General features: G+C 58.3%; 25 protein-coding genes and 1 pseudogene. 17 read left to right on the top strand and 9 right to left on the bottom strand.

What is annotated here, in order from left to right; genetic code table 11:
• Positions 1 to 94 precede the first annotated feature (94 nt).
• The 3 genes from rsfS to GOV88_RS17025 are packed head-to-tail and all read left to right on the top strand — an operon-like array spanning position 95 to position 1,457.
• Complete coding sequence (gene rsfS / locus GOV88_RS17035; protein WP_170353820.1) at positions 95 to 454, top strand: ribosome silencing factor; 360 nt, start codon at positions 95 to 97, stop codon at positions 452 to 454.
• Between the two features lie 44 nt (positions 455 to 498).
• Positions 499 to 969: a 23S rRNA (pseudouridine(1915)-N(3))-methyltransferase RlmH gene (gene rlmH / locus GOV88_RS17030; protein WP_171212460.1), complete on the top strand. Its 471-nt coding sequence runs from the start codon at positions 499 to 501 to the stop codon at positions 967 to 969.
• A gap of 2 nt (positions 970 to 971) precedes the next feature.
• Entirely contained in the window at positions 972 to 1,457 is a 486-nt protein-coding gene (locus tag GOV88_RS17025; protein WP_171241154.1) for a flavodoxin family protein, read from the top strand.
• Positions 1,458 to 1,459: 2 nt separating this feature from the next.
• On the opposite strand, the gene GOV88_RS17020 is transcribed toward GOV88_RS17025, so the two are convergent.
• Together GOV88_RS17020 and GOV88_RS17015 are read right to left on the bottom strand one after the other, a co-directional pair.
• Complete coding sequence (locus GOV88_RS17020) at positions 1,460 to 1,807, bottom strand: hypothetical protein (RefSeq protein ID WP_171125882.1); 348 nt, start codon at positions 1,805 to 1,807, stop codon at positions 1,460 to 1,462.
• Positions 1,808 to 1,842: 35 nt separating this feature from the next.
• Positions 1,843 to 2,541, bottom strand: coding sequence for a DUF599 domain-containing protein (locus GOV88_RS17015; RefSeq protein ID WP_171241153.1), 699 nt, complete (start codon positions 2,539 to 2,541; stop codon positions 1,843 to 1,845).
• An 81-nt stretch (positions 2,542 to 2,622) separates the two neighbouring features.
• On the opposite strand from GOV88_RS17015, the gene GOV88_RS17010 reads away from it, so the two are divergent.
• From GOV88_RS17010 to GOV88_RS16980, 7 genes are all read left to right on the top strand, one after another.
• Complete coding sequence (locus GOV88_RS17010; protein WP_171125886.1) at positions 2,623 to 4,062, top strand: FAD-linked oxidase C-terminal domain-containing protein; 1,440 nt, start codon at positions 2,623 to 2,625, stop codon at positions 4,060 to 4,062.
• A gap of 64 nt (positions 4,063 to 4,126) precedes the next feature.
• The gene (locus GOV88_RS17005) at positions 4,127 to 5,227 is read left to right on the top strand and encodes an FAD-binding protein (RefSeq protein ID WP_171241152.1); all 1,101 of its coding nucleotides are present in this window, start codon (positions 4,127 to 4,129) and stop codon (positions 5,225 to 5,227) included.
• A 4-nt stretch (positions 5,228 to 5,231) separates the two neighbouring features.
• On the top strand, positions 5,232 to 6,554 hold the full coding sequence (gene glcF, locus GOV88_RS17000; protein ID WP_171241151.1) for a glycolate oxidase subunit GlcF: 1,323 nt from the start codon (positions 5,232 to 5,234) through the stop codon (positions 6,552 to 6,554).
• Between the two features lie 115 nt (positions 6,555 to 6,669).
• Positions 6,670 to 7,461: a serine protease gene (locus GOV88_RS16995; protein WP_254449255.1), complete on the top strand. Its 792-nt coding sequence runs from the start codon at positions 6,670 to 6,672 to the stop codon at positions 7,459 to 7,461.
• Positions 7,458 to 8,270 (top strand): serine protease, encoded by an 813-nt coding sequence (locus GOV88_RS16990; protein ID WP_171241150.1) that lies wholly within the window; start codon positions 7,458 to 7,460, stop codon positions 8,268 to 8,270. Before GOV88_RS16995 ends, GOV88_RS16990 begins: the two co-directional genes overlap by 4 nt.
• A 121-nt stretch (positions 8,271 to 8,391) precedes the next feature.
• The gene (locus tag GOV88_RS16985; RefSeq protein ID WP_171126658.1) at positions 8,392 to 8,859 is read left to right on the top strand and encodes an Hsp20 family protein; all 468 of its coding nucleotides are present in this window, start codon (positions 8,392 to 8,394) and stop codon (positions 8,857 to 8,859) included.
• A gap of 203 nt (positions 8,860 to 9,062) precedes the next feature.
• Complete coding sequence (locus GOV88_RS16980) at positions 9,063 to 9,695, top strand: hypothetical protein (protein ID WP_171241149.1); 633 nt, start codon at positions 9,063 to 9,065, stop codon at positions 9,693 to 9,695.
• An 88-nt stretch (positions 9,696 to 9,783) separates the two neighbouring features.
• Here GOV88_RS16980 and GOV88_RS16975 read toward each other — a convergent pair whose 3' ends face one another.
• A complete protein-coding gene (locus GOV88_RS16975) occupies positions 9,784 to 11,967 on the bottom strand; it encodes an esterase-like activity of phytase family protein (RefSeq protein ID WP_171241148.1) in 2,184 nt (727 codons plus the stop codon).
• 122 nt (positions 11,968 to 12,089) lie between these two features.
• Positions 12,090 to 13,565: an NAD-dependent succinate-semialdehyde dehydrogenase gene (locus GOV88_RS16970; protein ID WP_171126661.1), complete on the bottom strand. Its 1,476-nt coding sequence runs from the start codon at positions 13,563 to 13,565 to the stop codon at positions 12,090 to 12,092.
• A 249-nt stretch (positions 13,566 to 13,814) separates the two neighbouring features.
• Here GOV88_RS16970 and GOV88_RS16965 point away from each other — a divergent pair, with 249 nt between their 5' ends.
• The 7 genes from GOV88_RS16965 (at position 13,815) to GOV88_RS16935 (ending at position 21,299) form a co-directional block, all read left to right on the top strand.
• A complete protein-coding gene (locus tag GOV88_RS16965; protein WP_171126662.1) occupies positions 13,815 to 14,894 on the top strand; it encodes a hypothetical protein in 1,080 nt (359 codons plus the stop codon).
• A 317-nt stretch (positions 14,895 to 15,211) separates the two neighbouring features.
• Positions 15,212 to 16,336, top strand: a complete 1,125-nt coding sequence (locus GOV88_RS16960) for a hypothetical protein (RefSeq protein WP_171241147.1) — start codon at positions 15,212 to 15,214, stop codon at positions 16,334 to 16,336.
• Positions 16,337 to 16,411: 75 nt separating this feature from the next.
• A complete protein-coding gene (locus tag GOV88_RS16955) occupies positions 16,412 to 18,343 on the top strand; it encodes an ATP-binding protein (RefSeq protein WP_171241146.1) in 1,932 nt (643 codons plus the stop codon).
• A gap of 154 nt (positions 18,344 to 18,497) precedes the next feature.
• Positions 18,498 to 18,794, top strand: coding sequence for a hypothetical protein (locus GOV88_RS16950; protein ID WP_171241145.1), 297 nt, complete (start codon positions 18,498 to 18,500; stop codon positions 18,792 to 18,794).
• Positions 18,795 to 19,035: 241 nt separating this feature from the next.
• Complete coding sequence (locus GOV88_RS16945; protein ID WP_171241144.1) at positions 19,036 to 20,373, top strand: DUF6638 family protein; 1,338 nt, start codon at positions 19,036 to 19,038, stop codon at positions 20,371 to 20,373.
• A complete protein-coding gene (locus GOV88_RS16940) occupies positions 20,374 to 20,640 on the top strand; it encodes a hypothetical protein (RefSeq protein ID WP_171125914.1) in 267 nt (88 codons plus the stop codon). It abuts the gene before it with no gap.
• 11 nt (positions 20,641 to 20,651) lie between these two features.
• On the top strand, positions 20,652 to 21,299 hold the full coding sequence (locus GOV88_RS16935) for a DUF1523 family protein (RefSeq protein ID WP_171125916.1): 648 nt from the start codon (positions 20,652 to 20,654) through the stop codon (positions 21,297 to 21,299).
• Between the two features lie 41 nt (positions 21,300 to 21,340).
• Here GOV88_RS16935 and GOV88_RS16930 read toward each other — a convergent pair whose 3' ends face one another.
• From GOV88_RS16930 to GOV88_RS16905, 5 genes and pseudogenes are all read right to left on the bottom strand, one after another.
• Positions 21,341 to 22,435: a flagellar basal body P-ring protein FlgI gene (locus tag GOV88_RS16930; RefSeq protein ID WP_171241143.1), complete on the bottom strand. Its 1,095-nt coding sequence runs from the start codon at positions 22,433 to 22,435 to the stop codon at positions 21,341 to 21,343.
• A gap of 183 nt (positions 22,436 to 22,618) precedes the next feature.
• Positions 22,619 to 23,059: pseudogene (locus GOV88_RS16920) on the bottom strand (FHIPEP family type III secretion protein); the annotation flags it as partial.
• Between the two features lie 46 nt (positions 23,060 to 23,105).
• Positions 23,106 to 23,816, bottom strand: coding sequence for a lytic transglycosylase domain-containing protein (locus tag GOV88_RS16915; protein ID WP_171241142.1), 711 nt, complete (start codon positions 23,814 to 23,816; stop codon positions 23,106 to 23,108).
• Positions 23,817 to 23,889: 73 nt separating this feature from the next.
• Positions 23,890 to 24,318, bottom strand: coding sequence for an Lrp/AsnC family transcriptional regulator (locus GOV88_RS16910; RefSeq protein ID WP_171241141.1), 429 nt, complete (start codon positions 24,316 to 24,318; stop codon positions 23,890 to 23,892).
• 34 nt (positions 24,319 to 24,352) lie between these two features.
• Positions 24,353 to 25,585 (bottom strand): MFS transporter, encoded by a 1,233-nt coding sequence (locus GOV88_RS16905; protein ID WP_171241140.1) that lies wholly within the window; start codon positions 25,583 to 25,585, stop codon positions 24,353 to 24,355.
• Between the last annotated feature and the right edge of the window lie 68 nt (positions 25,586 to 25,653).

Here is a 25,653-nt window from a genome sequence, read left to right as displayed (position 1 = left end):
CGGCGCCGGGATTGCATGGCGCGCAGCAAAGGAGGACTATGTCCTGTCTCTACATACCCAGGCGGGTTTGCCCGCCGATGACGGGGCCGGCGTGATGGCCCACTCTCAGTCAATCAGCGACAAGCTGCTTGAGCGTATCCTTTCCTCACTTTCTGATGACAAGGCCGAAGACGTCGTGCAGATCAACTTGCAAGGTAAGTCTTCTGTTGCGGATCACATGGTGATTGCCTCGGGTCGGTCGACCCGTCAGGTGGCGGCCATGGCGGAAAAGCTGACGGATCGCATCAAGCAGGAATTCGGTTTCACCTCGAAGGTCGAAGGTAAGGATGCCGGCGACTGGGTGTTGATTGATACGGGCGATGTGATCGTCCATATCTTCCGCCCCGAAGTGCGTGAATTCTATCAGCTGGAAAAGATGTGGCTGCCTGCGGGCGGCAGCGCCTCAGCCAACTGAGGCGCCATCCCGGCCTGTATTGAAGGGCCGGAGGCGAGAGAGATATGCGGATCAGCATAGTTGCGGTCGGGCGATTGCGCGCCGGACCCGAGAAAACCCTGCTTGACGATTACCTGACACGCTTTGATCGGACCGGGCGCGCCTTGGGCCTTGGCCCCGCGCGGGTGATCGAGGTTGAAGACAAGAAAAACGCGGGCATGGGGGCCGAGGCGACTTTGCTGCGCAAGGCGCTGCCCAAAGGGGCTGTGATCTGTACGCTAGACGAACGCGGGCGGGTGATGTCCTCACCTGATTTTGCGAAAAAACTAGGCAGTTGGCGTGACGCCGGGCGGCAGGATCTGGCGCTGATCATCGGCGGAGCGGACGGAATAGACCCTAATTTGCGTTCGCAGGCGGATTTTTCCCTCTCATTCGGGTCGATGGTCTGGCCCCATATGCTGGTCCGTGTGATGCTGGCCGAGCAACTCTATCGGGCCGCAACCATTCTGTCTGGCGGTCCCTATCACCGGGTCTGACCATGGCGCAGCTATTGATCGTTTACCACTCGCGCACCGGCGGAGCCCGGCAGATGGCCGAAGCTGCGGCCCGGGCCGCGCAGGGTGAAGCAGATGTTATCCTGAAAACCGCTGATCAGGCTGGACCCGATGATCTGCTGCAAGCCGAGGGCTATGTCTTCTGCGCGCCCGAGAATCTTGCCGCGATTTCGGGTCTGATGAAGGAATTTTTTGATCGCAGCTATTACCCGGTGCTGGGCCGGATCGAGGGCCGCCCCTATGCCCAGATGATCTGCGCCGGGTCCGATGGCGAAAACGCGGCCCGCCAGATCGCCCGCATCGCAACTGGCTGGCGGCTGAAAGAGGTGCAGCCGCCTTTGATCATCTGCACCCATGCACAAACGCCCGAGGCGATATTGGCCGCGAAAACCATCCCTTCCGACCAGCTTGAAACCTGTCGAGAGCTTGGACTGGCCATGGCCGCCGGGTTGCAAATGGGCGTCTTCTGACCTCAGTCCAGATCGACCACATAGGTATCTTTGGCCCAGCCATCCGTATTTGTGCGGGCCTGTACCTGAACTTGCGTAGCCTCTTCGGGAATCGTCACACCGCTAAGGGATCGGGTAAATGGCTGTTCATTCTCATGCGGGTGGTGCAGCACGCGCATTCCCAGCTCTTGCCCCTGCATATCCAGCACCCGCCAGCCATCGGCATAATCGTCCCAACCCGTTTCGGGGTGAAGGACAGTCACGTCGAATCGCCATGTCCCACCGCTCTGTTGCGCGGTGACGTTTTCAATCACGGGATCGTCGGCAAAGGCGGGTGTGGCCAGAAGGGCGGTCAGAACAAGATATCTCATGATGTGAACCTAATCGGTTTGGTGCGACCCGGCGATCACGATCCAGTGTTGAGCAGAACCGTGCGCGAATGCGATGCGAACTCACGCCGATACAGCATGGCAAGTGTCGTCACCGTACCTGCAATCAGCGCCAGAGGTCCCAGTATCCACGCCACAGCCGCCAGCGCGAAATAGGTCGCCCGCAGGCCCCGATTGAAGCTGCGCGCGGCGGTGACGCAAATCTCGGCCGCTTGGGCGGCACGGGGATAAGCGCCAGGGTCTTCGGGTTCATTGGGGACAGCGGCCATCAGCACGGCGCAATAGCCAAACAATCGGTGTGCCCAGACGTATTTCAGAAAGGCGTTGGCCAAAAACAGCAGGATGATCAGAATCTTGACCTCCCACACCATCGCGGGGGCCGTTCCCAGCGCCAGATCCTGCGCCAGCCCGGCCAGCCGTTCCGTATTGCCCAACAGGGCCAATCCACCCCCGATGGCGATCATCGTGGTCGAGGCAAAGAACGTGCTGCCCTGCCGCATTGTGCCGACCACCTGCGCGTCGAACATGCGCGGCTGACGGGTGACCATTTCCTTCATCCAGTCGCGGCGATAGTCATCCATGATCATCCCGACCGAGGGTTTGCCGGGCGACGGATTCTCGATACGCCAGCCGATCCACAGCCATGCGCCGATCAGCAGGGCGATGCCGACAAAGTCCAGCGGCGCGAAGGGCAATGTTTGATCAATCCAGGACATGGGCGCGACACTAAGTCGTGACGTTGCAACTTGCCAGATCGAAAAATTGGTAATATTATTTTACCAAACGGAGGGCCCGCCATGGAAATGCCAAAGCCAAACCCAGACATTCTGCGCCGCAAGGATGTGGTCCTGCGACGCCTGCTACAGGTTCTGCCCGAAGACGCCGTGATCCACGATCCGACTGAGACACGCGCTTATGAGTGCGATGCGCTGACGGCCTATCGTTGCCCTCCGATGCTGGCTGTTCTGCCATCCACGACGGCCGAGGTCTCGGACGTGCTGCGCATCTGCAACGAAGAAGGCGTTCCGGTGGTGCCGCGCGGCTCGGGGACATCTCTGGCCGGTGGCGCATTGCCCACGGCGGACAGTGTCATTCTGGGTGTCGCACGCATGAATGAGGTGTTGGAGGTCGACTATGACAACCGATTTATTCGGGTCCAGACGGGGCGCACAAACCTGAGCGTGACCGGGGCCGTGGAAGAAGATGACTTCTTTTATGCGCCCGACCCTTCGTCGCAACTGGCCTGCGCGATTGCGGGGAATATTGCGATGAATTCAGGTGGGGCGCATTGTCTGAAATACGGCGTGACCACGAACAATCTGTTGGGCGTCACGATGGTCATGATGGATGGCAGCGTGGTCGAGATTGGCGGCGCGTATCTTGATGCGGGCGGGTTGGACCTGCTGGGTGTGGTCTGCGGGTCCGAGGGGCAATTGGGCGTCGTGACCGAGGCTACCCTGCGCATCCTGCGCAAGCCCGAGGGCGCGCGGCCTGTGCTGATGGGGTTCGATGATAACGAAGTCGCCGGGCAATGTGTGTCTGACATCATCAAATCGGGAATCCTGCCCGTGGCGATCGAGTTCATGGATACGCTCTGTATCAAGGCGTGCGAGAACTTTGCCCATGCCGGTTATCCCGATTGCCACGCCCTGCTGATCGTCGAGGTTGAAGGGTCCGAGGCCGAAATCGACTATCAACTGTCGAAGATCGTCGAGATCGCGAAGCGCCACAACCCCGTTGAGCTGCGCGAAAGCCAATCGGCCGAGGAAAGCGCCAAAATCTGGCTTGGGCGCAAATCGGCCTTTGGTGCGATGGGGCAGATGAACGATTACATGTGTCTTGACGGGACGATCCCTGTGTCTGCTCTTCCACAGGTGTTGCGCCGGATCGGAGAGCTGAGCACGGATTACGGATTGCCGGTAGGCAACGTGTTCCACGCGGGTGACGGGAATATGCATCCACTGATCCTGTTCGACGCCAACAAGCCCGGCGACCTTGAGAAATGCGAGGCGTTCGGGGCGGATATCCTCAAGCTGTGTGTGGATGTGGGGGGATGTCTGACCGGCGAACATGGCGTAGGGATCGAAAAGCGGGATTTGATGTCGCATCAATACGCGCCTGCGGACCTTGAGGCGCAGATGGCGGTAAAGGATGTGTTCGATCCAAACTGGCTTTTGAACCCGGCCAAAGTGTTCCCGCTGGATGTGTCCGAAGTTCGCAGGATCGCTGCTGAGTAGGGGCGCTGCCCCCATCGCGGCAGGCCGCGATTCCCCCGAAGTATTTTAAAACAGAAGAAGTGTCATGAGACCTGAAACAGAGGCCGAACTGGCCGAGATAGTGGCCGGACTGCAAGGGCCCGTGCGAATTGCAGGTGGTGGAACCCGAGGGATCGGCGGGCCGGATGACCTTGTTGAAACTAGCGGTTTGAGCGGGATTACCTTGTATGAGCCAGGCGCGCTGACGATCGTGGCGCAAGCCGGAACCCCCGTGACTGAGATCGAGGCCGCGCTGGACGCTGAAGGTCAACAATTGGCGTTCGAACCGATGGATCATCGCGGCCTGTTGGGTACCAATGGCACACCGACGATTGGTGGCGTCGTGGCCGCCAATATCTCGGGGCCCCGCCGGATTCAGGCGGGGGCGTGCCGCGATTTCCTGCTGGGCGTCCGTTACGTCGACGGTCGGGGTCAGATCGTAAAGAATGGCGGGCGGGTGATGAAAAACGTGACCGGGTATGACCTGGTCAAGTTGATGAGCGGTGCCTGGGGAACGCTGGGCGTGTTGACCGAGGTTTCGCTGAAAGTGCTGCCCAAGCCCGAGGCGATCGCAACGCTGCAAATCCCGGTCGCGGATGCAGGAACGGCAATTCAGGTGCTCTCTGCTGCATTGAAATCCCCGTTCGAGGTAAGCGGTGCGGCCTATGACCCGCAATCAGGCCGCGCGTTGCTGCGGCTAGAAGGATTTGCGGATTCGGTGGCTTACAGGGTGGAGCAGTTGAAATCCACACTGGCCGGTTTTGGCGCGCCAGAAGAGGTCGAGGGCTTGCCTGACTTGTGGCGCGACATTCGGGATGCCGCTGCGTTCCATGACAAGGAGGGCGATGTATGGCGTATCTCGGTCAAACCGACGGACGCGCCAGAGGTGTCCGCGCGTCTGGACGCAAGCCAGACTCTGTTTGATTGGGGCGGCGGATTGCTCTGGGCGCTTGTTCCCAAGGGCGTTGATCTGCGCGCACGTCTAGGTGCGTTCGACGGTCATGCGACGATTGTCCGAGCGGATACAGAAACCATCACAGCATTGGGCCGTTTCCAACCCGAAACAGCTGGTGTGGCGGCTCTAACACAAGGACTTCGGCAGAAATTTGATCCGCGTGGTTTGTTCAACCCGGGACTGATGGGATAGAAAAATGCAGACGACGTTTTCCGAAGAGCAACTGCGAGACCCGGGCATCAAACGCTCGAATGAAATCCTGCGCAATTGCGTGCACTGCGGGTTTTGCACTGCGACCTGTCCCACTTATCAGGTTCTTGGGGATGAGTTGGACAGCCCGCGGGGACGCATCTACCTGATCAAGGACATGCTGGAGAACGAGCGTGTTCCGGATGAAAAAACCGTCAAGCACATTGACCGCTGCTTGTCCTGTCTGGCGTGCATGACGACCTGTCCCTCGGGCGTGCACTACATGCATCTGGTGGATCATGCCCGCGAGTATATCGAACAGAATTACAAACGGCCCTTGTCAGATCGTGCATTGCGCTGGGTTCTGGCGCAAATCCTGCCCTATCCGATGCGGTTCCGCTGGGCGTTGATCGGTGCGAAACTCGGCAGGCCGTTCAAATTCCTGATGCCCGACGCGCGGCTGCGCGCAATGCTGGACATGGCACCGAAACATATCCCACCGGTGAGTCGTAACGATGATCCCCAAAGCTTTGCGCCGAAAGGTGCAAGCAGAAAGCGCATCGCATTGATGACGGGTTGCGCGCAAAAGGCTCTGAATACGGATATCAACGATGCCACCATTCGTTTGTTGACCCGTATGGGCTGCGAAGTTGTCGTGGCTGATGGGGCCGGGTGCTGTGGTGCCCTGACTCATCACATGGGCAAATCAGACGACAGCCATAAGGCCGCTGCCGCGAATATCCGCGCCTGGACAGCCGAGATGGACAAAGACGGGCTGGATGCGATTGTCATCAATACCTCTGGCTGCGGCACGACCGTCAAGGATTATGGCCACATGTTCCGAAACGATGCATTGGCCGAAGACGCGGCGCGGGTGTCCTCTATCGCAATGGATATCAGCGAGCTGTTGGTGCAGCTTGACCTGCCGGACGGCACCGACAAGGACATGACCGTCGCCTATCATGCAGCATGTTCCCTGCAACACGGCCAAAAGATCAAGACGCACCCCAAAGACTTGTTGAAACACGCGGGTTTCACCGTGGTCGAGCCGGCGGACAGCCATTTGTGCTGTGGCAGCGCAGGCACCTATAACTTGATGCAACCTGAGATTTCTGGAAAACTTAAACAGCGCAAGGTCAGGACTCTTGAGGCGAAGAACCCTGATGTTATCGCCGCTGGCAACATTGGTTGCATGATGCAGATCGGTTCGGGCACCGACGTTCCGATCCTGCACACGGTGGAATTGCTGGACTGGGCAACCGGAGGTCCCGTGCCCCGAGCCATGCAACAGGATCGGAAGTCAGACCATGAGGTCCCGATCCTTAGATAGGTGTTGATGCGGCAACGCATCGGTTTCGGTCAGGAACCGCCTGTCATGTCAGCGCCCTATTTTCGCCTCACCCGGTGCGTAGGAAGATGCGTAGATAGCAACGCCGGAGAACCGCTTGCGAAACTGGATCAAGGCTCTAGTGCTGGCATGTTTGCCTATGACCGCCAACGCACAGGATTCCAGACTGAAAAGTCTGGACACCACCGATGCGGGGCGCGCTTGGATGGCTGTGGGTCGCCTCGATATTGGTGGCGCTGGGTTTTGCACGGGCACGCTGATATCCCCGACCTTGGTTTTAACTGCGGCCCACTGCCTATTCGACAAGGTCACAGGTCAACGTGTGGAACTGGCCCAAGTCGAGTTTCTGGCGGCTTGGCGGCTGGGGCGCGCGTCTGCATACCGCGCCGCACGCAGGGCCGTGATTCACCCTGACTACCAGTATGGCGAAGAAGCATCTGCTGCGCGTATCGGCAGTGATATTGCGCTGATCGAGCTTTGGCAGCCAATCCGCAATACGACCGTCATTCCCTTTGAAACAGGAAACCGCCCGGCAAAAGGCGAAGAGGTTGGCGTGGTGTCTTATGCCAAAGACCGGGCCGAGGCGCCTTCGTTGCAAGAAGTGTGCTCGGTCATGACCCGCAAATCCGATGTGTTGGTCATGTCCTGCGATGTCGAGTTCGGATCGTCTGGCGCCCCTGTCTTTTCCTTTGACGGGGATCGGCCCCGGATCGTGTCTGTTGTTGCGGCCAAGGCCGAACTCAACGGGCAGCGCGTGGCCGTTGGAACAGCGGTAGAAGAATCGCTGACCGTGTTGCAGGCTGAATTGTCGGCAGGGCGCGGGTTTATCGCCTCTACAAATTCGAACGGATCAGGCAACAACGTGGGCGCCCGTTTCATCAAACCATGATCCGCTTATTATTTTCTGTTCTTTGCCTTTTTTCTGTGACATTCGCCGCGTCTGCCCAAAGTGCGAAGCGCACACTGAATGATCGTGACGATCTTTATGGTTGGGAAGCTGTCGGTCGGTTGGATATTGGTCAAGACGGGTTTTGCACAGGCACCTTGATCGCGCAGGACCTTGTGTTGACGGCGGCGCATTGCGCTTTGAACCGGGCTAGCGGGTCTCCTTATGAACCTGGTGAGGTTACTTTTCGCGCGGGGCTGAGTGATGGGAAGGCGCTGGCGGAGCGCAAGGTTGTCCAGATTGCTGTGCATCCCGATTACGCCCGACATCCGAACCTCTCGGCCGAGGCGGTTCGGGTCGACGTCGCGCTGATGAAGCTAGAGCAGCCGATCCCATACTCGGTTGCGGATCCTTTTGCATTGCACAGTGGCCGCGTTGCAGGAAACGAGGTGAGCATCGCCTCTTACGGGCGTGGTCGGTCCGAGGCGATCACGCGGGAACGCTCTTGCCGTATCCTCCAGCGTCGACAAGGGTTGATCACGTTCAACTGTGACATCACCTTCGGGTCGTCGGGATCGGCACTGTTGGCGCGAAACGGCCCGCGCTGGCAGATCCTCTCTGTCGTATCCGCAGTCGGGACAGATGGTCGCCAAAAAGTCGGGTTTGGCATGGAACTGTCTGGAATCGTGGCGGAATTGAAGTCGGTGCTGCGCCGTGACGCCCCTCAGCCCAAGGCTGCGATACGCCGTTTGCAGGTGGGTTCGGGAAAGTCCAGTTCAGGCGCTAAGTTCATCAGCCCCGGCGGGGGTTGAACTCGGTCAAATCTCTACCCATGTGAACTGTATCGGGTCGCCACAAACGGGGCCTGATATCTCATCGCCCGTCCGAACTGGAGGGCACATCATAAATCGCTCAGACTTGAGGATATGACACATGCGTAGTTTTGACTTTGCACCGCTGCACCGCGCCACCATTGGTTTCGACCAGATCGCCGACATGATGGATCGCGTTCTGACAAATGACGTGGCCCAGCCCAGCTACCCGCCTTACAACATTGAAAAAACCGACGCCGACGCGTACCGGATCTCCGTCGCTGTCGCCGGTTTTGCCGAGGCCGATCTGTCGGTCGAAGTGAAGGAAAACGCCCTGATCGTGGCCGGCAAGAAAGCCGCCGAAGATAAGGACCGTTCCTACCTGCATCGCGGCATCGCCACCCGCGCGTTCGAGCGCCGCTTTGCCCTGGCCGATCACGTGCGCGTCACTGGCGCAAGCCATGAAAACGGTATGCTGAACATCGACCTGAAACGCGAGGTGCCCGAGGCGCTGAAACCACGCCGGATTCAGATTTCGTCCGGTCAGGCCATCGAAAAGGATGTGGTTGACGCCAAAGCCGTGAACTAAGGCGATCCGACCAAACAGCGATAATCGCGCCTCTCTCGATTATCGCACCATACGCCCCGCGTTCCTCCAGACGCGGGGCGTTGTTTTTGGATGGGGTTTCAACTTGGCATAATCCGCTGCGACCAAAGATACGTGTCGCTTGCGCCCTTGTTTCCCTTCATCCGTGGTGCCAAGGTGGAAACACAGGCTATTCCGCGATTTTTATGTTTCGTTGTTTCATCTCGACAGTGATTGTTCTTTGGCCGATCGTAACCAAGGCGGACGTTTTTCCTCCGGCCCTGAGCAGCGACTATTCCCATATGATTGCCACCGGTCCGACAACGAAAATCGGGCTTGTTCGAAACGGAAACTCTGCCGACAACACGCTTGGTGGAACACGTCTGGTGGACTCGTTTCGGGGTGCAGGGGGAAATGACGTTCTGATTGGGTACGACTCGGTTGATACCTACGCTTTTGAATTGGGCGACGGGGCAGATATTGTTGTCGATCACAGCGCTAACGGAAACAGGATAAAGTTCATTGATGTACCCGAAGGTGCGGTCCGGCGGTTCGAAACGCCCGGGCGTAACGGAGAAACCGACCTATTGATTACCTATGGAGACAATGATGCGATCCGCATTGTCGGGTGGTCGGAGTTGTCCGAGAACACGAAATCAGGCTGGGCTTTCGACCATGTCTTCCGCCCCAAACAAGAACCAGTCAAAGGCACGCCAAGCTCATTAGTTCTTATTTTGACGGATCCAATGTCGGCGCTAAAGCTGTTCTTGTTGCTTTTTCTAAGCTTTTTCCCGCTGGCCCGTGTTCTTTGGGTCCGGCGGCAGAAATCGAAGGAATAGTGTCCAGAGCGGCCTGTCTGACTGCCAGTCTCTTCAGCAAAGAGACCCTGCGCAACGGCTGCGCAGGGTCACTCTTTTAGGTTTTGACCTAGTTCCCAGCCGTCACCGACCCGATCGACCAGAACATCGTTTCGCCTGAGGCATCGTCGACGCCGTCATTGTCGGTCATCACAAACGCCTCGCCCGAGGGCAGGATCGCCAGGCCTTCGATTTTGTCCAGAACATAACCTCCGGTCGAGGTCAGGTCAGGCAGCAGGTCGCGGATCTCTTCTTTGCTGACGACGGGCAGGGGGTCGCCCAGCGGGGCCGGGGTCATCTCGGTCAGCGGGATGCGGTAGACCTTTTTGGTCACCGCGCGATGGTCGTGCTGATTGTCGCGCTCGATCACATAGACGTGGTCGCCGAAGGCCACGATTTCCGACAGGCCGACCCAACCGGTTTCCGGGTCTGCCTTGGGATAGTGCACGGCACCCCATTCTTTGGTCTCAAGGTTGTAGGCTACCAGTTTCACATAGTTTTCCGGATCGTCCTTCCATTCACGCTGAACGGCCATCCATAGGGTGTCGCCGACGCGGGTAATGCCTTCGAAGCCGAAACGTTTCTCGACCGCCATTAGTTCGGCAGGCAGGCCGATCTCACCCTTGCGGTCCTTGATCAGACCATCTGCGCTGACGTGATAGATCGCGTGCGGGATAACCCGGTCCGTGCGGCCTTCAGAGGCGACGTAGAAGCCACCCTTGCCGTCCAGCGTGATGCCCTCAAGGTCCAGCTTCTGCGCTGGGTTGCCATCCTGACGGTGGATGCGGATCACGTCCACGATGCGGGCGGGTTGCTGGCTGGGGTCGATCTTGAAGATCGACGGCTGGAAGCCATAAAAGCTGTCATTGACGGCATAGATTATGCCGTCCTCGTCCGCTACCAGACCGGACAGAGCACCCCATCCGATCAACTCATCCGCGCCTTCCGATGTCAGATGCGGGTAGGCGGCGGGGGCCTCTTGATATGCGAAGACCGACACATGCGCACGTGGGCCGCCATCTTCGATCAGATCTTTTTCGTTGGCCGAGATCAGCAGGTTCCGCTCAGGGATCGCCACATAGCCTTCCGGTCCAACGCCTGATGGCAACAGTTGTTTCAGAATCGGGTTCGCGGGGTCAGTGGCGTCATAGACACCCACGACCGAGGCGCGCTCCGCCCCGACAAAGATCATCGGCGTACCGCCAAAGGTGGCTGCGGTTACGCTTTCCGGCTCAACGCCTTTGCTGTCCGAGCGTTTGTCGGGGTAGTGCCCGATCTGGATGATCGCCTTCTCGAACTCGGTGCCGTTCTCATACACAACGGTGCCGTCCTTGTGGAAGATCGTCCAACCACGCGAGCCGCCCTCATAGTCGCCTTCATTGGCGGTGGCGAAGTGGTTGTCGTCGATCCATTTCACCGCGTCGGGTTCGCGCAGGCGACCCGGCTGGCTTTCAGTGAAGATCAGTGCGCCGCGCTCATCGGTGGCGTCGATGCCTTCCAAATCCACGCTTCCGGCCGAGAAATGGTTGAGCACGGTGCCATCTTTGGCAACAACCGCGATGTGGTTGTTTTCCTGCAGAGTGACGACGGTCTCGCCAAGGTTGTTGATGTCAACGAATTCGGGTTCGGGATCGGTGGGCGCAACCTCGGCCAGCCCGGTCAGAGAGGCCATGTCCATGCCCGAACAATCTAGCGCTCCATCTTTCAGCGGCACCAGTGCCAGTTCACCCGCAGGAAGCTGCGGGATGATGCCATCGTTCAGGTCTTCGTCCCGCTCGTTCTCAATCGCCACGGCGACAAAGCTGCCATCCGGCGCAATGGCAACGCTGTCGGGTTGACCGCCCAGATCGCAAGCACCAGTTTCCGCCTTGCCCGCAATATCGACCGAGATCAGCTTGCCCGATGGCGCAACATAGCTTTCCGAGGTGTTCACGCCGACAAAGGCGGTCGCGCCGACGATGCCCACGGACGTCGGTTCTCCACCCACGTCCATCGCACCCAAAGGCTCTGGGTTCGCCGGGTCGGTGATGTCGACCATGCCGATCAAGCCCAAAGGGCTGTCGGTATAGACCAGCGTCATGCCATCTGCGGTGGCCGCGATGATCTCGGGCGAGGTCTCGCGGGTCGTGTCCGCGCCGTCGGCCATGTTTTTCACCACGGGGAAGGACGCAATTCGGTTGAAATTCATTTCTGCCATGGCCTGACCGGCGGTCAGGGCAAAGGCAGATGTCAGGCAGACAGCGCGCAACGACATCGGTTGATTTCCTCTCACTGTTGGATGACAGGGGGATGAACCGGGATCGTTGCGGTGTTGTGACAGTTTGGCTTCAGTTTTGTGACAAACGCGGCCACCGCCGAAACGGTGGCCGACAAAGATCAGACCGACATGCAGATGTATTTCATCTCAAGGTAGTCTTCCATACCGTGATGGCTGCCTTCGCGGCCCAGACCAGATTGCTTGACGCCGCCGAACGGACCCAGCTCGGTTGAGATGATGCCGGTGTTCACGCCGACGATGCCATATTCCAGTGCCTCGGCCACTTTGTAGACGCGGCTCAGGTCCTTGGCATAGAAATACGAGGCCAGACCAAAGATCGTGTCATTGGCCATCGCGATCACGTCATCTTCGTCCTCGAACTTGAACAACGGGGCCAGCGGGCCAAAGGTTTCTTCCTGCGCGACCTTCATGTCCTGCGTCACGCCGGTGACGATGGTGGGTTGAAAGAAAGTGCCACCCAGATCATGCGGCAGGCCGCCTGTCACGACCTGCGCACCCTTTGCGGTGGCGTCCGCGATATGGTCCTGCACCTTGGCTACGGCTTTGTCATTGATCAGCGGCCCGGTGGTGACACCATCGGACAAGCCGTCCCCTACCGACAGGGCTTCGGTCGCGGCTTTCAGCTTTTCGGCAAAGGCATCATAGACACCGGCTTGTACATAGATTCGGTTGGCGCAGACACAGGTCTGACCGTTATTGCGGAATTTGCACATCATCGCGCCTTCGACGGCTGCATCCAGATCGGCGTCGTCAAACACGATGAAGGGCGCATTGCCGCCCAGTTCCATCGAACATTTCATGACCTGATCTGCGGCCTGCCGCAGCAGGATGCGCCCCACCTGGGTCGAACCGGTAAAGGTCAGCTTGCGCACGCCGGGGTTTTCGCAAAATTCCTTGCCAATCTCGCTGGCATTGAGGGACGGCAAAACGTTGAACACACCCGCCGGGATGCCCGCCTGATCGGCCAGAACCGCCAGAGCCAGCGCAGACAGGGGCGTTTCCTCGGACGGACGGGCGACAAAGGCGCAGCCCGCCGCAAGTGCCGGCGCAGCCTTGCGGGTGATCATCGCATTGGGGAAGTTCCACGGCGTGATCGAGGCCGCCACACCAATTGGCTGTTTCAGCACTGTGATCCGCTTATCGCGCTGATGGCCGGGAATGGTTTCGCCGTAAATCCGTTTCGCCTCTTCCCCGAAAAACTCGATGAACGATGCGCCATAGCCAATCTCTCCTACGGCTTCGGCCAGCGGTTTGCCTTGCTCGGCTGTCAGAATACGGCCCAGATCCTCGGCGTTTTCCATCATCAGGTCATACCAGCGGCGCAGGATCGCTGCGCGCTCTTTCCCGGTCAGCTTGGCCCATTCCTTTTGCGCGGCCTCGGCCTGTGCGATCGCCCCTGCCACCTGTGCACGGCTAAGGTCTGCAACTTCGGCTACCACATCACCGCGCGCGGGGTTGGTGACGGCAAAGTTGCCATTGTCGCCATCCACCCACTGCCCGCCAATATAGGCTTGGGTCGCCAGCAGATCGGGGTTCTTGAGGATAGATTTCAGGTCGGTCGTTGCGTCCAGCATAGGTCAGCCTCCGGCAGGAATTTCGGTCGTCGCACCCAAACAGGTGGTACGCAGAATGTCTATGTCCACTGTCCGTCGCAGATCAATCCAAATTTGATCAAAAACTCCGGCATTTGCTGCCCGTGTGGTGCCTATCTTTTTCAGGTGGAGTTTGCCAAAGTTCCGGGGAATTTTGGACGCAAGGGGATGTAAATGGCCATAACATTCCCTATCTTATTGGGTAATTGGACAAAAAAGGGGATAGTGCAGATGTCGAACCATCAATTTGACGCTTTGATCGAAGAGACGCAGGCGAAAGTGCGCGAAAGCCAGTCGCAGATTGAAGGGCTAACGTCGCGGATTGACGCCGCACGCGCCAAGATCGGCACAGCCGAGGCCGATATCGACATTGAAAACGCCACGCTTGAGGATGTGCATGCCCATACCGAGGTGATGAACGCCAATATCGCCGAACTGATTATGGGGCTGGACGACGTCACCAACGCGTTCTCCAAGGATTTCGACGAAATGCGCTCGAAGACAGGGTGGGAGTCTTTTGTCGGCATTTTCGCCAAGGCTAAATCCGAGTCGATGCGGCAGGAGCGGATGCGCACCGCCAATATCGACGACAAGTTGCAGGATTTGATCGCCAAATCCGATGTGATCGTAAAGCTGCTGGAAGGGCAGCTATCCGTGCTGGAAGAACAGCGCGTTAAGGTCGAGGACAACCTAACAGGCACGCTGGACGACCGCGAAGCGACCGTGGCCGAACTGGAAGCCTTGCGCGCTGAAATTCAGGATATGGACCCGACGATTATCACGCTGGAAAACAAGATCAGTGTCGAACAGGACGCCGCTGCGCGTACCCAACTGGAGACCGAACTGGCCGAGCTGAACAAGCAATACAACGCCAAGGTTCAGGACGAGCAAGTCAAGCTGGCCAAGTCCCAGACGCTGGAGCGCTATATCGAAAAAGGTAAGACCTGGGTCGATTCACTCCAGAACCAGGCGGCGACGCAGATGGTGCTGATCAACAAGCTGCAGACAGACACGCAACAACGGGTGGTGCTGTACGACGCCCTGACCAAATCGCTGAAAACCGCGCAGCAGCAGGACGTGGCCCACCGCATCAACGAGATCGGTGTGCAGACCGACCAGGAGGCCCAGACCGCCATGGCCGCAATCGGCACCGCGACCAACCAGAAAATGGCCGACATGCTTGAGGCGCACGAAGGCCACATGGTCTTTGCTCGTGACGTGCTGGAGAAAAAGGCCAAGGCGGATGAACGCTTTGCCCGCCGCTTTGCCTCGATTGTCGAGAAGCATGATAAGAATTTGTATGGGGGTTAAGTGCGTCTCGCTCATCAGCAATTCCTCTTGCTAGCTGCAAGTCTTGGACCGTTAGAGCTGCCGAGAATACTGGAGCGATTGGGTTTCATCGACGAGAAACCGGCTTATCCAGAAGTCGTCCAGACATTGATGATGATGGTCGTTGCAGCTTCGCTCATAAGGCTGCTGTGCTGGCTCAGTTGGGGCAGTGAGCGGGGGCGTCGGTTTCAACGCTCAGTTGGAATTAATCCCGAGGTGGTCCTGAATAGTATCGGTTCGCCCTTATACTGGTGGTGGTTCCACATCGACAAAAATGGGAAGGACTTGGACGCTCCAAGATGAACGATATTGACCCCACCCAAGACCATGTCGGCCTGACCGACACCTTCGCCTCGCGCCGCTATTTCCGCAAATTCGAGGTGATCACTGTCCACCTCCTGCGAGTGGCTGCGACGATGGAGGCTGAGGGTGCGATCAGCAAACAAGAGGTGCGGATCGTGTCGCGCTACCTCTCGGGGCTGCTCTACACCTTCCGGGCACTCAGCATGAAATACCTGCTGGTCGGGCGCGATACGGGGCGGTTCTTCGGCAGCCTTGCGATGGACAAGCGCGACAGTGGGTTTCCGGTGGCGGCCGAGTTGCTGACCATGGCCAATGACGCGCAGCAGGCGCAGGTGCATCTGACGAATATGCCCTCGGAAGATGACTTAAAAACTGACATGGTACGCTCGATAATTGGCGATCAGGAAATACCCACCAAGCTGCAATTCGCGCTGTCCCAAAGGCTCTATTATGAGGAATTGCTGAAAGGTCAGCTGTTCTGGGCCCGCAATGATCCCGAATGCCACTGGATCGGGAATGAGGGTGAACGGCGCAAGTTCATGATCCACTGGGCGGTCTATGACAGCCAGATCAACCTGCCGGTCATCTACCTGATGCAGTTGGAGGACAGCGGCAAGACGGCCCTGCCCAAGGATCAACGCCGCTGGCCGGAGGTGCAGGCGCATCTGATGGCGCAATCTCTGGGCGGGCTGAAACTGGTGACAATCGCCAAAGGCTTCGATCAGGATTTCGACGACCTGCACCCCAAACATCTGCGCCGCATCCACGTGGGGCCGATGTATTCTTCGGCCTATACCGAGCAATCCGGCCCCCTGCGGCAGGTGCTGGAGGACGCGCAGGCTCCCGAGGGTCAGGACTGGGCGCTGGCCTGGACCACGGAAGAGCTGAAAAGCGAAGAGGTGATCGAAGAACGCACCGGATGGTTCTCGACCGTTGAGCGTGAGGTGTTTGCGCTGGACCCGTTTGGCGGGCAGGGGGCCGAGACCGGGGCGACGCGGACGCAGCGCTCGATCATCCTGCCTCAGCGCCCGTTTCAGGTTCTGGCAGAGCGCGACCCGCCGGGGTTCGCCGATGTGCGCAAGTTTGTCGTCAGCAAGAGCGGGCAGGTGTTGAGGTATTGAAGCGGGTGGCGGGGCGAAACCCGCCCGACGAAGTTTGAGTAGGCCGGGCCTCAGCCCGGCATTGCGAGGAATAAGATGAGTTTGACGTCAGATCAGATGGAATTGCGCGAAGACGATATTCGCAAACATTATCCCGCAGCGACCGCCATGCTGAACGGGTTCGAACACGCGCCGCGGATTGCGAAACCAGTTGATGTGGCGGTCGAGCGCTCCTCGGGCGTGTCGACGGGGCGGCGTTTCCGGTCGACCACGCCGGGGCTGGTGACACGGCGCACCGCGCGCGCGGACGGAGTGCATCTGGTTGAACGGATCGAAGCCTCGGATGAGGGCGACACGTTGGTCTCGCCCCCTCAGGCCACTACGCAGCAGGCCATTCGGCGCGCCATCGCCATCGCTCTGGCCGTGGCAGAGACCTATGCCGAGCAGACTCCGTTGGCTGATCTGAAACGGGCCAATTTGGTAGGCGACCTGCCCGCTGCCCGCAAGACCGAGTTTTCCGAATTGTTGACGGCTGAAGCGTTGATCACCTCGCATACCTTCGGCAATGCCTTGGCTTATCTGATGTCTTCACATCTGGGTGAAACCACGGTTGATCTGGGCGAGATCGAAGAAGTTCTGACCGACAATGGCCAGCTTGCCCTGCACGGCGCGCTGTGGGAGCTGGACCAAACCCTTGCCAAACATGCCCCCGACGACGCCCATCTGATCGCCGCCACCAGCGCCTATGCCGAGCAATTGATGGACAAGGTCGCTCTGCGCGCGCAATCGGCTGGCCGTCTGGCCCCCTTCCAGAACGCCGCGTGGCATATCGAGGCGGATGACCTGACCATCCGGGGGTTTGACCCGGCGTCCAAGGCGAAATCCACCACCCTGACCATGACGTTCAAGAAACCGAATGAGGTGGTCGGCAACCATATCGCCAAATATCAGGCCATGAAGTTGGCCAAGATGGTTATGGCCTATGACTTCGACCGCCGCCTGAACCCGTTTGCGGAACTTGGCGGGTTCATCTTTACCTTCATGGGCGACGGCAAGCCGGGCACGGGGAAAACCACTCTGATCCAGATGATGGCCGGGCTGATCAACGACTATTGCCAGAACGCAGGCTATCCGTTCCGCTATCAGAACCTGAGCACCGACAATATCGACAGCTATCAGGGTAAATCCGGCCAGAATGCCAAGGCGTTTATCAACACGATTGTCGACCCCTCGGTCATCGGGTTCGGCACCATCGACGATATCGACCAACTGGCGGGCAAACGCGGCGACCGGCAGTCCTCGGCCGGGCAGCTGGAGATCACCGCCGTGCTGATGGAGAGCTTTGCGGGGGCCAACACCGTTGTGCGCGGCAACTGCACCTTTGGCATGTTTTCGAACTATCCCGAAAACGTAGACGACGCCCTGCGCCAGCGGGCGGGAGCTCGGTTCCTGGTGGACGGACCGCAGACGCGCGAGGATTACATCGACATCCTGCATTTGCTGATGGGCCGCAACCACGACATCCCGCTGGGCGAGCACGACGCCTATGCTGCGCAGGAAATCAAAAAGGCCGTCGCCGCCAGTTTCGAAAGCCACGCCCGCCCGCATGAGGATGCGCTTCTGCAGGTCTATGATCGGGTTTCGGGTCAGATCGGTCAGATGGATACGATCGCCAAGCTGGGCACCTACCTCAAGGCGATCCAGCAGGCGGATGAGCGGTTCACCGGCCGCGCCATCAAGAATATCACCGACGCGGTCAAAGTCCGTGCGATGGATTTCGAACTGCCGGATGAATGGATGGAGAACCCCGACCTATTCCTGTTCCGCGACTACGACACCAAGAAGGCCATGATCGAGGACCTGCGCCAGCCGATCACGGTCGAGATGGTAATTCAGGAAATCAACCGCTACGCCGACAGCGAATTCCGCTATGCCGACAAGAGCGACGAGGTCGCTATCGAGAACGCAGTGCGTGAGATGAGCCGGATGGAAGAGGCCAAGCGACGCTATCTGGATGGGAAGGGATGATGGGCAGGATTCACCCGTCTTCAAGAGAGCGGAAACCGTTGATTGACCTGCCTTCACATTTCCTTGTCCGGGCGTTGTTCTGGTTCGTGCTCGCGATGATTTTGTCCGCAGGTGCGTATGCAACAACGCATCGTCGGAAAAAGGAAGCAATGACATGACTTTAACGCTTGCAATCTCTGGTCTTTCCCTTGTTCTTGGCCTGATCCTGCCTCTGCGCTGGGGCGTCTTCGGGTTTCTGGGTGCCGTGGCGGTTTTGTTTCTGACACAGTTCGGTGTGAACACAGGCAGCGGGTTCGAGGGCACCACGTGGGAGGAAACGCTGATCCTGTTTGAAGGCAGTGTGGTGTCTTATATCGGGTTCAACCTGCAAATCACCGCGCGAGCTTTTGCGTTGCCGCTGTTGGTGTTGGCGGTTGTGGTTGTTGTTCGTCTTAACAGAATGGCGAGGTGACTAACTTGAGATTGATCATCTCAGCAGCCTTATTTGCAGCCCTTTTGGCTGTATTCATGACAGTCACAATTTGTGGTCGGCAAGGGCTACTGCCTGAGAATTTCGATTTCATTCGCACTTGTGGCGCTACCGATTCATCGCGCGAAGTTTTCTTTAGCTTCTTAATGCTGGGGTGCATGTTGGGCGCAATCTTAACATCTCTGCTTGTTGTTTGGCGGTGGGTATCGAAAAGGCGAATCTCATGATCCGCCTCATCGAAAAAGGCCTGATGTTCGGCAACCTCGTCCACATCTCCAGCCCGGCTTTGGTCGAGCGGTATAATCGCGCGTTGCAGCATCTGGCGGGCAAGACTACGGCCCTGACGGACTTCCATGTTGATATTTCGGGTTACTCGCCTGAGATCGGACAAGAGTTTGAAAACCCGCTCTACCTCAATCCAAACGGGGTGAACCGGCAGTTCATCCTGTTGACGACAGAACAGAAACGCGCGCCTTTGCTGATCGTCAAATTCTCGACCTCGCGCGATATCCTGCGTGAATTCATCGAGATGAACGAGGCGCAGCTTTTTGCCCTGACCGCCACGGATGCCGTGGCCGGAGAGTTGGTGAACTCTGTCTTTGAACTCAACACGCCTGCTGATCTGCTGAGCCTGCGCAGGATCGAGGTTGAGGCAGATACGGTCGGGGGCACCCTGCGCAAGGCTGAACAGTTGGCCGGTATGGTCGAGCGTTTCAAGTCCGAGGAAGACGCATGGTTTGACGATGTCCTGATCGCTCAGATGATCGAAACCGCACGGGACACCGGTGATGTGACCCGCAACCCGGTGAGCCTGCGCCACACGGCTTTTGATCAGCGCAATTTCTGGACGGCACATTTCGGCGGGCTGTATCTGTTTGCGGATGTGGATCATCCGGCGACGGTTTATATGGGCGACAGGCCGAATGGGTTGCCGATGGAGTATTTGCTTCACCAATCGCAACGCAACGGGATCGCGCAGTTTCTGGAAAATAACGCGTTGGTCGAAACGATCATCGAGGCTCGTGGGCTGAACTCGGCCGCTATCTTGCAACAGAAAATGGATTTCCTGACGATCGCTGCGGCGGCAGATGCCGGTGTCGATCTGACTGGGCTGGACCGCGGCGATATGCGGCGTTTGGCGCGCAACCACTCGGATCGCTTGCCTGAGGCGTATCATGGGCTTGCCGAATTGTTGCGTTGGGCGACAGATGGCGGGCCCTGGCCGCGCATCACCTCGGATCACCCGGCCTATTTCTACACGCTGCGCGCTGCGGACACGCCCAACCGCGATCTTGTGAACATGCTGCTGGCCGAACTGGCCCCGCTGGACCCGCGTCAATTGTTCATCTGCCACAAGGAACTGTTCTACAGCACCTACAAAACCTGGCCCGAAACCAAGAAAGCCTTTGTTGCCGACTTCCTCGCGCGCGAGTATCAGGTGGACAAAGCCGGTGCGCGCGCGGCTCTGTTCGGTCACGAACCGGATATGAGCGGCGAGGACCGGGTAAGTGATGATATCATCGCGCGCGTTGGCCCCTGGGGCGCAGTAGGAAGAGGTTGAATGTTCGTCGCTCTGCGATTTTTGATCCCTTTGCTGATCATTCTGACGGTGATCTATTTTGTTCTGTCGCTTTATTCCCGTTGGGTTCGACGCGGCAAATTGATTGCGCATTGGGAAAAGAAGGGAATTACCGGTGATCGTGAAGCCTTTTTGAAGCGGGGCATGAGGCAATATGACAGGTCTTTCCGCAAGAAACTGCTGCTGGGTGTCTATGTCGTCCCGCTTGGGGCAATCGCCCTGTTGTTATATATTACAAATTTCATGTGAGGGCCGGACAGATGGTCTATGTTAAATGGGCGTTTATCATACTCTTTTGGGGGTCTGTTGCGGCAGTACTGGAGTATACTTTGCCGCAACAGGACGTTGTCCGGGTCGTCAAGACCGAGGTGCGCCGGGTCGATTTTGGCGAGAATTCGATTTTCTGGGCGCAGCAGGATACTGGTCAGGAAGGCGCGCAAACTGTCAATCGTGATGTGCGGTTCGTTGAAACGTTCCGCCCTAACGGAACCCCGCGCGTTTACCGCAACGAGGATACCGGGTGGGGATGGCCGCCCTATTTCAAGCTCGACAGCTCTAATCTGCAGGCAGAGCTGACCAATCTGGTTTCAACAGCAGCAGATCCGCAATGGGTGGTGTTGCGCCACTATGGCTGGCGCAATCAGCTTATGTCGATCTTTCCCAATGTGGTGTCGGTGCGCCCGGTAGACAGCCCGGATGTGCGATTGATCCCGTGGTTCAATATCATTTTCCTGACAGTGTTCTTCTCGATCCTCTGGGCAATTTGGGTGCGGTGGCGCAGGTTTCGGCAACGCCGTATCGACCCGATGCTTGAGAACGTGGAAGATGGGTTTTATGCCGCTGGCGACGCAATCGAAGAAAAGAGCAGCAGCTTCAGGAAATGGCTGGATACTTGGAAATCGAAATAGGGGTCGTTGGGGCGCCGTGACCTTGGCCGTGTCTGGTAAACTCAACGGACGACGAATTCCGCATGCAGGGCACCCGCGGCCTTGATCGTTTTCAAGATGTCTATCATGTCGCGCGGCGACACCCCAAGTGCGTTCAGCCCTGCCACAACCTCGGACAGCGTCGTGGCTTCGGGTATCTCTGCTAGGCCGGTGCCTTCGTCTTCTTCGATGCCGGCGATGGTTCGGGGGACCACCACGGTTTCGCCGCGTGCGAATGGGTTGGGCTGAACGGCGATCGGGGCCTCTTCTACAGTAAGGGTTAGGTTGCCTTGAGAGACTGCAACCCGGGAAATCCTTACCTCTTGCCCCATGACAATCGTGCCCGAACGTTGGTCAACCACAACCCGAGCCTTGGCCTCGGGTTGCACCAGAATGTTTTCGATCCGACCCAGCGCATGTGCCGTAGAAAGAGACTGCGTGGCGGCGATGTTCAACTCGACTGTCCCGGAATCGCGCATGATGGCGACGGGGCGGTTGAATTCCCTGTTTATTGCCGTTTCGATCCGACCCGCCGTCGTGAAATCAGGTTCCCGCAGCGCCAGCCGCAACTGCGTCAGGGACGAAAGCTCAAAGTCAATTTCCCGCTCGACCCGCGCGCCTGATGGTATCACGCCCGAAGTCGGAACACCCCGGACTACCGATGCGGCTTCGCCTTCGGCCACAGCGCCGCCAGCCAGAACCGTTCCCTGGGCAACGGCGTAAATCTGACCATCTGCGGCGTTCAGAGGCGTCATGATCAGCGTCCCACCCAACAGACTCTTGGAGTCGCCAATTGCTGAAACGGTGACGTCGATCTGGCCACCGACCCGGGCAAAAGCGGGCAGGCTGGCAGTAACCAAAACGGCTGCCACGTTCTTGGGGCGAAAATCCTCACCCGTGACATTCACGCCGAGGCGCTCAAGAATGTTCGACATGATCTCTTCGGTGAAAGGGGAATTTCTGAGCCCGTCCCCGGTTCCGTTCAGGCCCACTACCAGCCCGTACCCGACCAGATCATTGCCACGTACTCCATCGAAATCCACCAGGTCCTTAAGGCGGATCGCGCCCGCGAACGACATGCTGGGCAAAAGGATCAGTAGAAAAGCAAGTATCTTCATCTCAGGAAGTTCACCAGCGACAGGTTCGCGTTGCGAACAGTTACAGAATACAGGCTCTCCAATTGAAACTGGACAGTCTGCAATTGCGCGACGGTCTGATATGGGTCTGCTGCGATAAGTTCGTTGCGACTGTATTCCAACGAGGTACGCGCTGCGCTGTTGCGCGTTGACGCCTGTTCAACCCGCGCCTGCGGACATGTCGCTGTCGATGGCCAGTTGTTTTCCGGGCATGCCATCCAGCGCAAACCGGGCGCCGACTTCGGCCATTCTTGCCGCGCCTTTGGTGATCACCATGAAATTCACGATCAGCAGAACGCCAAACACCACCAGCCCCAGAAAGATGCTGCCGCCCATGACGAAACTGGCGAACCCTTAAATCACGTCCCCAGCAGCATTTGGCCCGGTGTGCCCCTGACCGATGATCAGCTTGGTCGAGGACACATTTAACGACAATCGCAACATCAACGAGGCCAGCAGGATTGTCGGAAAAGACGAGAAATCCAGCGGCCGCTCGATCAACAGCGTCAGGGTAAAGATCAGGATGGCAAGCGCAAAGGACGTCGCCAATCCCACATCCAGCACCCATGCGGGCATCGGGAGGATCATCATCACGATGACCGCCATTAAAGCAAGCGCCAGCAAAACGGTCGGGGAAAACAGGGATCGGGCGTCAATTTTGGGCACGGTGCGCTCCTAGTTGAACGAGATAAAAGCGGCGGGAGCGCCATTTGTGGGAACTAAAGACCCAAGCGTGCTTGGTGCAGGGTTGCCAACAGGCGTCGGGATCAGCGGTGCCGCAGCGCCCAAGAGAGGATCGTTTGCTGCCAGAACGGTTTTCCGGGTCGCCCTTTAGTTCGGCGCGCATTTTCCTGAACCGACCGGAATAGGCCGCGGCCAGATCAGGTGTGCGAGAATGATACGCCCCGGCTGCGGCAGTCCAGGATCCCAGTTCAGCGTATAAGTCCTTAAGGAAGCGGGCGGCGTAGTCGGCGTTTTCCTGGGGATCGAACATGGCGTCAATGGATCGGAACGCCTTGCCGTGCCAGCGATAGTTGATTTGGAAGCATCCGATATCAAAGCTGCGCTTGCCTGCTTTGAAGATGTTGAAAACGTAAGACTTCGCCTCAACCTCGGATTTGAACCAGAAACCCCGCCCTTCGACATTGATGGCCCATGGCCACGGGGCGAATTGACCGTCCAGTGTGCGTCCGGTTTCGACCCGAGTTATGGCGCGCAGGACGTCAATAGGGACATCGTGTGACAGCGCTGCGCGCAGCGCCGCCCGATCACAGAGCGCTGCCGTTTGGGGGGAAGCTAAAGCTATCGCCGCTTGCGCGATGTACAACGCAAAAGCCAGTCCAAGGATCGTTCGATTGGGCATTCTGCCGGTCCGGGATTCTGATCAGTCCGGGCCAAGCTAGCTGTGCGAGGGTTTACAGACAGTTATCGGCTGTTCAGATTCGGTCGATCCTGCGCCCGAATACAACGCTGGTATTGGTCCGAAGGACGCCCGGAATCTTGGCGAGGTCATCGACCAGAATATCCAGATCCTCGATCCGGGGGGCCTCGGCCGACAGCAGCAGATCGAACTCGCCATTGATGGACAGGCAAAGTTTGACCTCAGGGTAGGCCTCCAGTCGCGTGATAATGCGCGTGGTTTCTTTCTGCTGCACCTCCAGCAAAACGACAACCTGAACGCGTGGGGCATCTTCGGGGGTATTTAGCACCACGGAGTACCCGGCGATCACGCCGCGTTCTTCCATGCGATTGATGCGCTCATGCACCGTGGTTCTTGCCACGCCAAGCTTCGCCGCGATCCGAGTGGTTGAATCGCGAGCGTTGTGTTGAAGGGCGGCGATGATGCGGCGGTCCAGTTGATCCATGGCTCAAAGGTGTAGTGCAGAGTTGCGCTGTTGCTCAAGGCTTGTGAAGGTGTTCTTTGGAAACGGCTTTCCTGTCTTCGGTGGGCCACAACAGAACCGCCAGTGCCAGTCCCAAAACCGCAGCGAACGCCATCCAGCCCAAGGCATGTGTTACTCCTTTGACCGTCATCAGCCAGCCCGCCAACGGATAAAGCACCAACCAGCAGGCATGGGATAGGGTGAACTGCGCGGCAAATACGGCCGGGCGGTCCTCGGGCGCAGCAGACCGTGTCAACAACCGGCCAGATGGCGTAAGGGTCGCCGAATATCCGAACCCGACGCAGACCCAAGTCAGGATCAGTGTCGGCAGCGCGATTTGGCCCCCAATGGACAACACTGCCCCCATCGCCATGGAAAAGGTGCCAAAGAAGGCTCCCGTCAGCATAACCCTGCGATCCCGGAACCTGTTCAGCAGCGTCGGCAGGACAAATGCGGCCAGCATCGAGCCGCCCCCGAATCCGGCAAGTGAAATGGCTACGGCGCTTTCCGATAAACCCAAATCGGCCCGGACGATCACGACCGTGTTCACGATAACCATCGCGCTTAGCGCGGCAGCTGCCCAGCTCAGCGCCAGTAACCCGCGCAGGCGGGGCGTCTCCAGATATAAATGGATACCGCGCGTCGTGCGGTCATAGACGCCACGGGGTCGTGTCGGTTCGGGCGAGGGCAGGACAACCGAAGTTACCAGAAGTGCCGATGCGACAAACCCAAGACCCGTTCCCCAGAACAGGCTGTCGAAACTTACGATTGTCAGCAATAGCGCGGCCAAGATCGGGCTTACCACGCTTTCAAGATCGTAAGCCAAACGCGAAAGCGACAGAGCTTTGGTATAATCCTGCTCATCCGTAAGAACGTCCGGAATCGTCGCCTGAAAGGTCGGTGTGAATCCGGCAGAGGCAGATTGAAGGACGAAGATCAGCAAGTAGACCTGCCAGATTTCCGTTACAAAGGGCAGGCACATCGCAACGGCAGCGCGCACCACGTCCAGGGCGACCAGCATTCGCCGCCGGTCCAGCTTTTCGGCGAAAGCGGCGGCAATCGGCGCAACCACCACATAAGCGACCATTTTGATGGTCAGGGCCGTGCCAAGCACCAAACCGGCGGCCTCACCGGCAAGCTCAAACGCCAAAAGACCCAAAGCAACGGTTGCCAATCCGGTTCCGGTCAGCGCCACGATCTGCGCGGCCAGTAAATGGCGGTAAACCTGGTTTCGCAGGATGCTGAGCATCTGCAATGCCTTTCTTTTGCGCCCAATTGCTCTGACGGTGATGTTGCCCGGTAAAGAACGCCATTTTC

The organism is Ruegeria sp. HKCCA5491, assembly GCF_013034565.1.
Taxonomy (GTDB): Bacteria; Pseudomonadota; Alphaproteobacteria; order Rhodobacterales; family Rhodobacteraceae; genus Ruegeria.
This window is presented reverse-complemented; position numbering and strand designations above follow the sequence as displayed.

Bases quoted from the DNA above. Each gene is read 5' to 3' on its own strand.
- rsfS (WP_170353820.1), top strand. From the start codon at position 95: ATGGCCCACTCTCAGTCAATCAGCGACAAGCTGCTTGAGCGTATCCTT.
- rlmH (WP_171212460.1), top strand. From the start codon at position 499: ATGCGGATCAGCATAGTTGCGGTCGGGCGATTGCGCGCCGGACCCGAG.
- GOV88_RS17025 (WP_171241154.1), top strand. From the start codon at position 972: ATGGCGCAGCTATTGATCGTTTACCACTCGCGCACCGGCGGAGCCCGG.
- GOV88_RS17020 (WP_171125882.1), bottom strand. From the start codon at position 1,807: ATGAGATATCTTGTTCTGACCGCCCTTCTGGCCACACCCGCCTTTGCC.
- GOV88_RS17015 (WP_171241153.1), bottom strand. From the start codon at position 2,541: ATGTCCTGGATTGATCAAACATTGCCCTTCGCGCCGCTGGACTTTGTC.
- GOV88_RS17010 (WP_171125886.1), top strand. From the start codon at position 2,623: ATGGAAATGCCAAAGCCAAACCCAGACATTCTGCGCCGCAAGGATGTG.
- GOV88_RS17005 (WP_171241152.1), top strand. From the start codon at position 4,127: ATGAGACCTGAAACAGAGGCCGAACTGGCCGAGATAGTGGCCGGACTG.
- glcF (WP_171241151.1), top strand. From the start codon at position 5,232: ATGCAGACGACGTTTTCCGAAGAGCAACTGCGAGACCCGGGCATCAAA.
- GOV88_RS16990 (WP_171241150.1), top strand. From the start codon at position 7,458: ATGATCCGCTTATTATTTTCTGTTCTTTGCCTTTTTTCTGTGACATTC.
- GOV88_RS16985 (WP_171126658.1), top strand. From the start codon at position 8,392: ATGCGTAGTTTTGACTTTGCACCGCTGCACCGCGCCACCATTGGTTTC.
- GOV88_RS16980 (WP_171241149.1), top strand. From the start codon at position 9,063: ATGTTTCGTTGTTTCATCTCGACAGTGATTGTTCTTTGGCCGATCGTA.
- GOV88_RS16975 (WP_171241148.1), bottom strand. From the start codon at position 11,967: ATGTCGTTGCGCGCTGTCTGCCTGACATCTGCCTTTGCCCTGACCGCC.
- GOV88_RS16970 (WP_171126661.1), bottom strand. From the start codon at position 13,565: ATGCTGGACGCAACGACCGACCTGAAATCTATCCTCAAGAACCCCGAT.
- GOV88_RS16965 (WP_171126662.1), top strand. From the start codon at position 13,815: ATGTCGAACCATCAATTTGACGCTTTGATCGAAGAGACGCAGGCGAAA.
- GOV88_RS16960 (WP_171241147.1), top strand. From the start codon at position 15,212: ATGAACGATATTGACCCCACCCAAGACCATGTCGGCCTGACCGACACC.
- GOV88_RS16955 (WP_171241146.1), top strand. From the start codon at position 16,412: ATGAGTTTGACGTCAGATCAGATGGAATTGCGCGAAGACGATATTCGC.
- GOV88_RS16950 (WP_171241145.1), top strand. From the start codon at position 18,498: ATGACTTTAACGCTTGCAATCTCTGGTCTTTCCCTTGTTCTTGGCCTG.
- GOV88_RS16945 (WP_171241144.1), top strand. From the start codon at position 19,036: ATGATCCGCCTCATCGAAAAAGGCCTGATGTTCGGCAACCTCGTCCAC.
- GOV88_RS16940 (WP_171125914.1), top strand. From the start codon at position 20,374: ATGTTCGTCGCTCTGCGATTTTTGATCCCTTTGCTGATCATTCTGACG.
- GOV88_RS16935 (WP_171125916.1), top strand. From the start codon at position 20,652: ATGGTCTATGTTAAATGGGCGTTTATCATACTCTTTTGGGGGTCTGTT.
- GOV88_RS16930 (WP_171241143.1), bottom strand. From the start codon at position 22,435: ATGAAGATACTTGCTTTTCTACTGATCCTTTTGCCCAGCATGTCGTTC.
- GOV88_RS16915 (WP_171241142.1), bottom strand. From the start codon at position 23,816: ATGCCCAATCGAACGATCCTTGGACTGGCTTTTGCGTTGTACATCGCG.
- GOV88_RS16910 (WP_171241141.1), bottom strand. From the start codon at position 24,318: ATGGATCAACTGGACCGCCGCATCATCGCCGCCCTTCAACACAACGCT.
- GOV88_RS16905 (WP_171241140.1), bottom strand. From the start codon at position 25,585: ATGCTCAGCATCCTGCGAAACCAGGTTTACCGCCATTTACTGGCCGCG.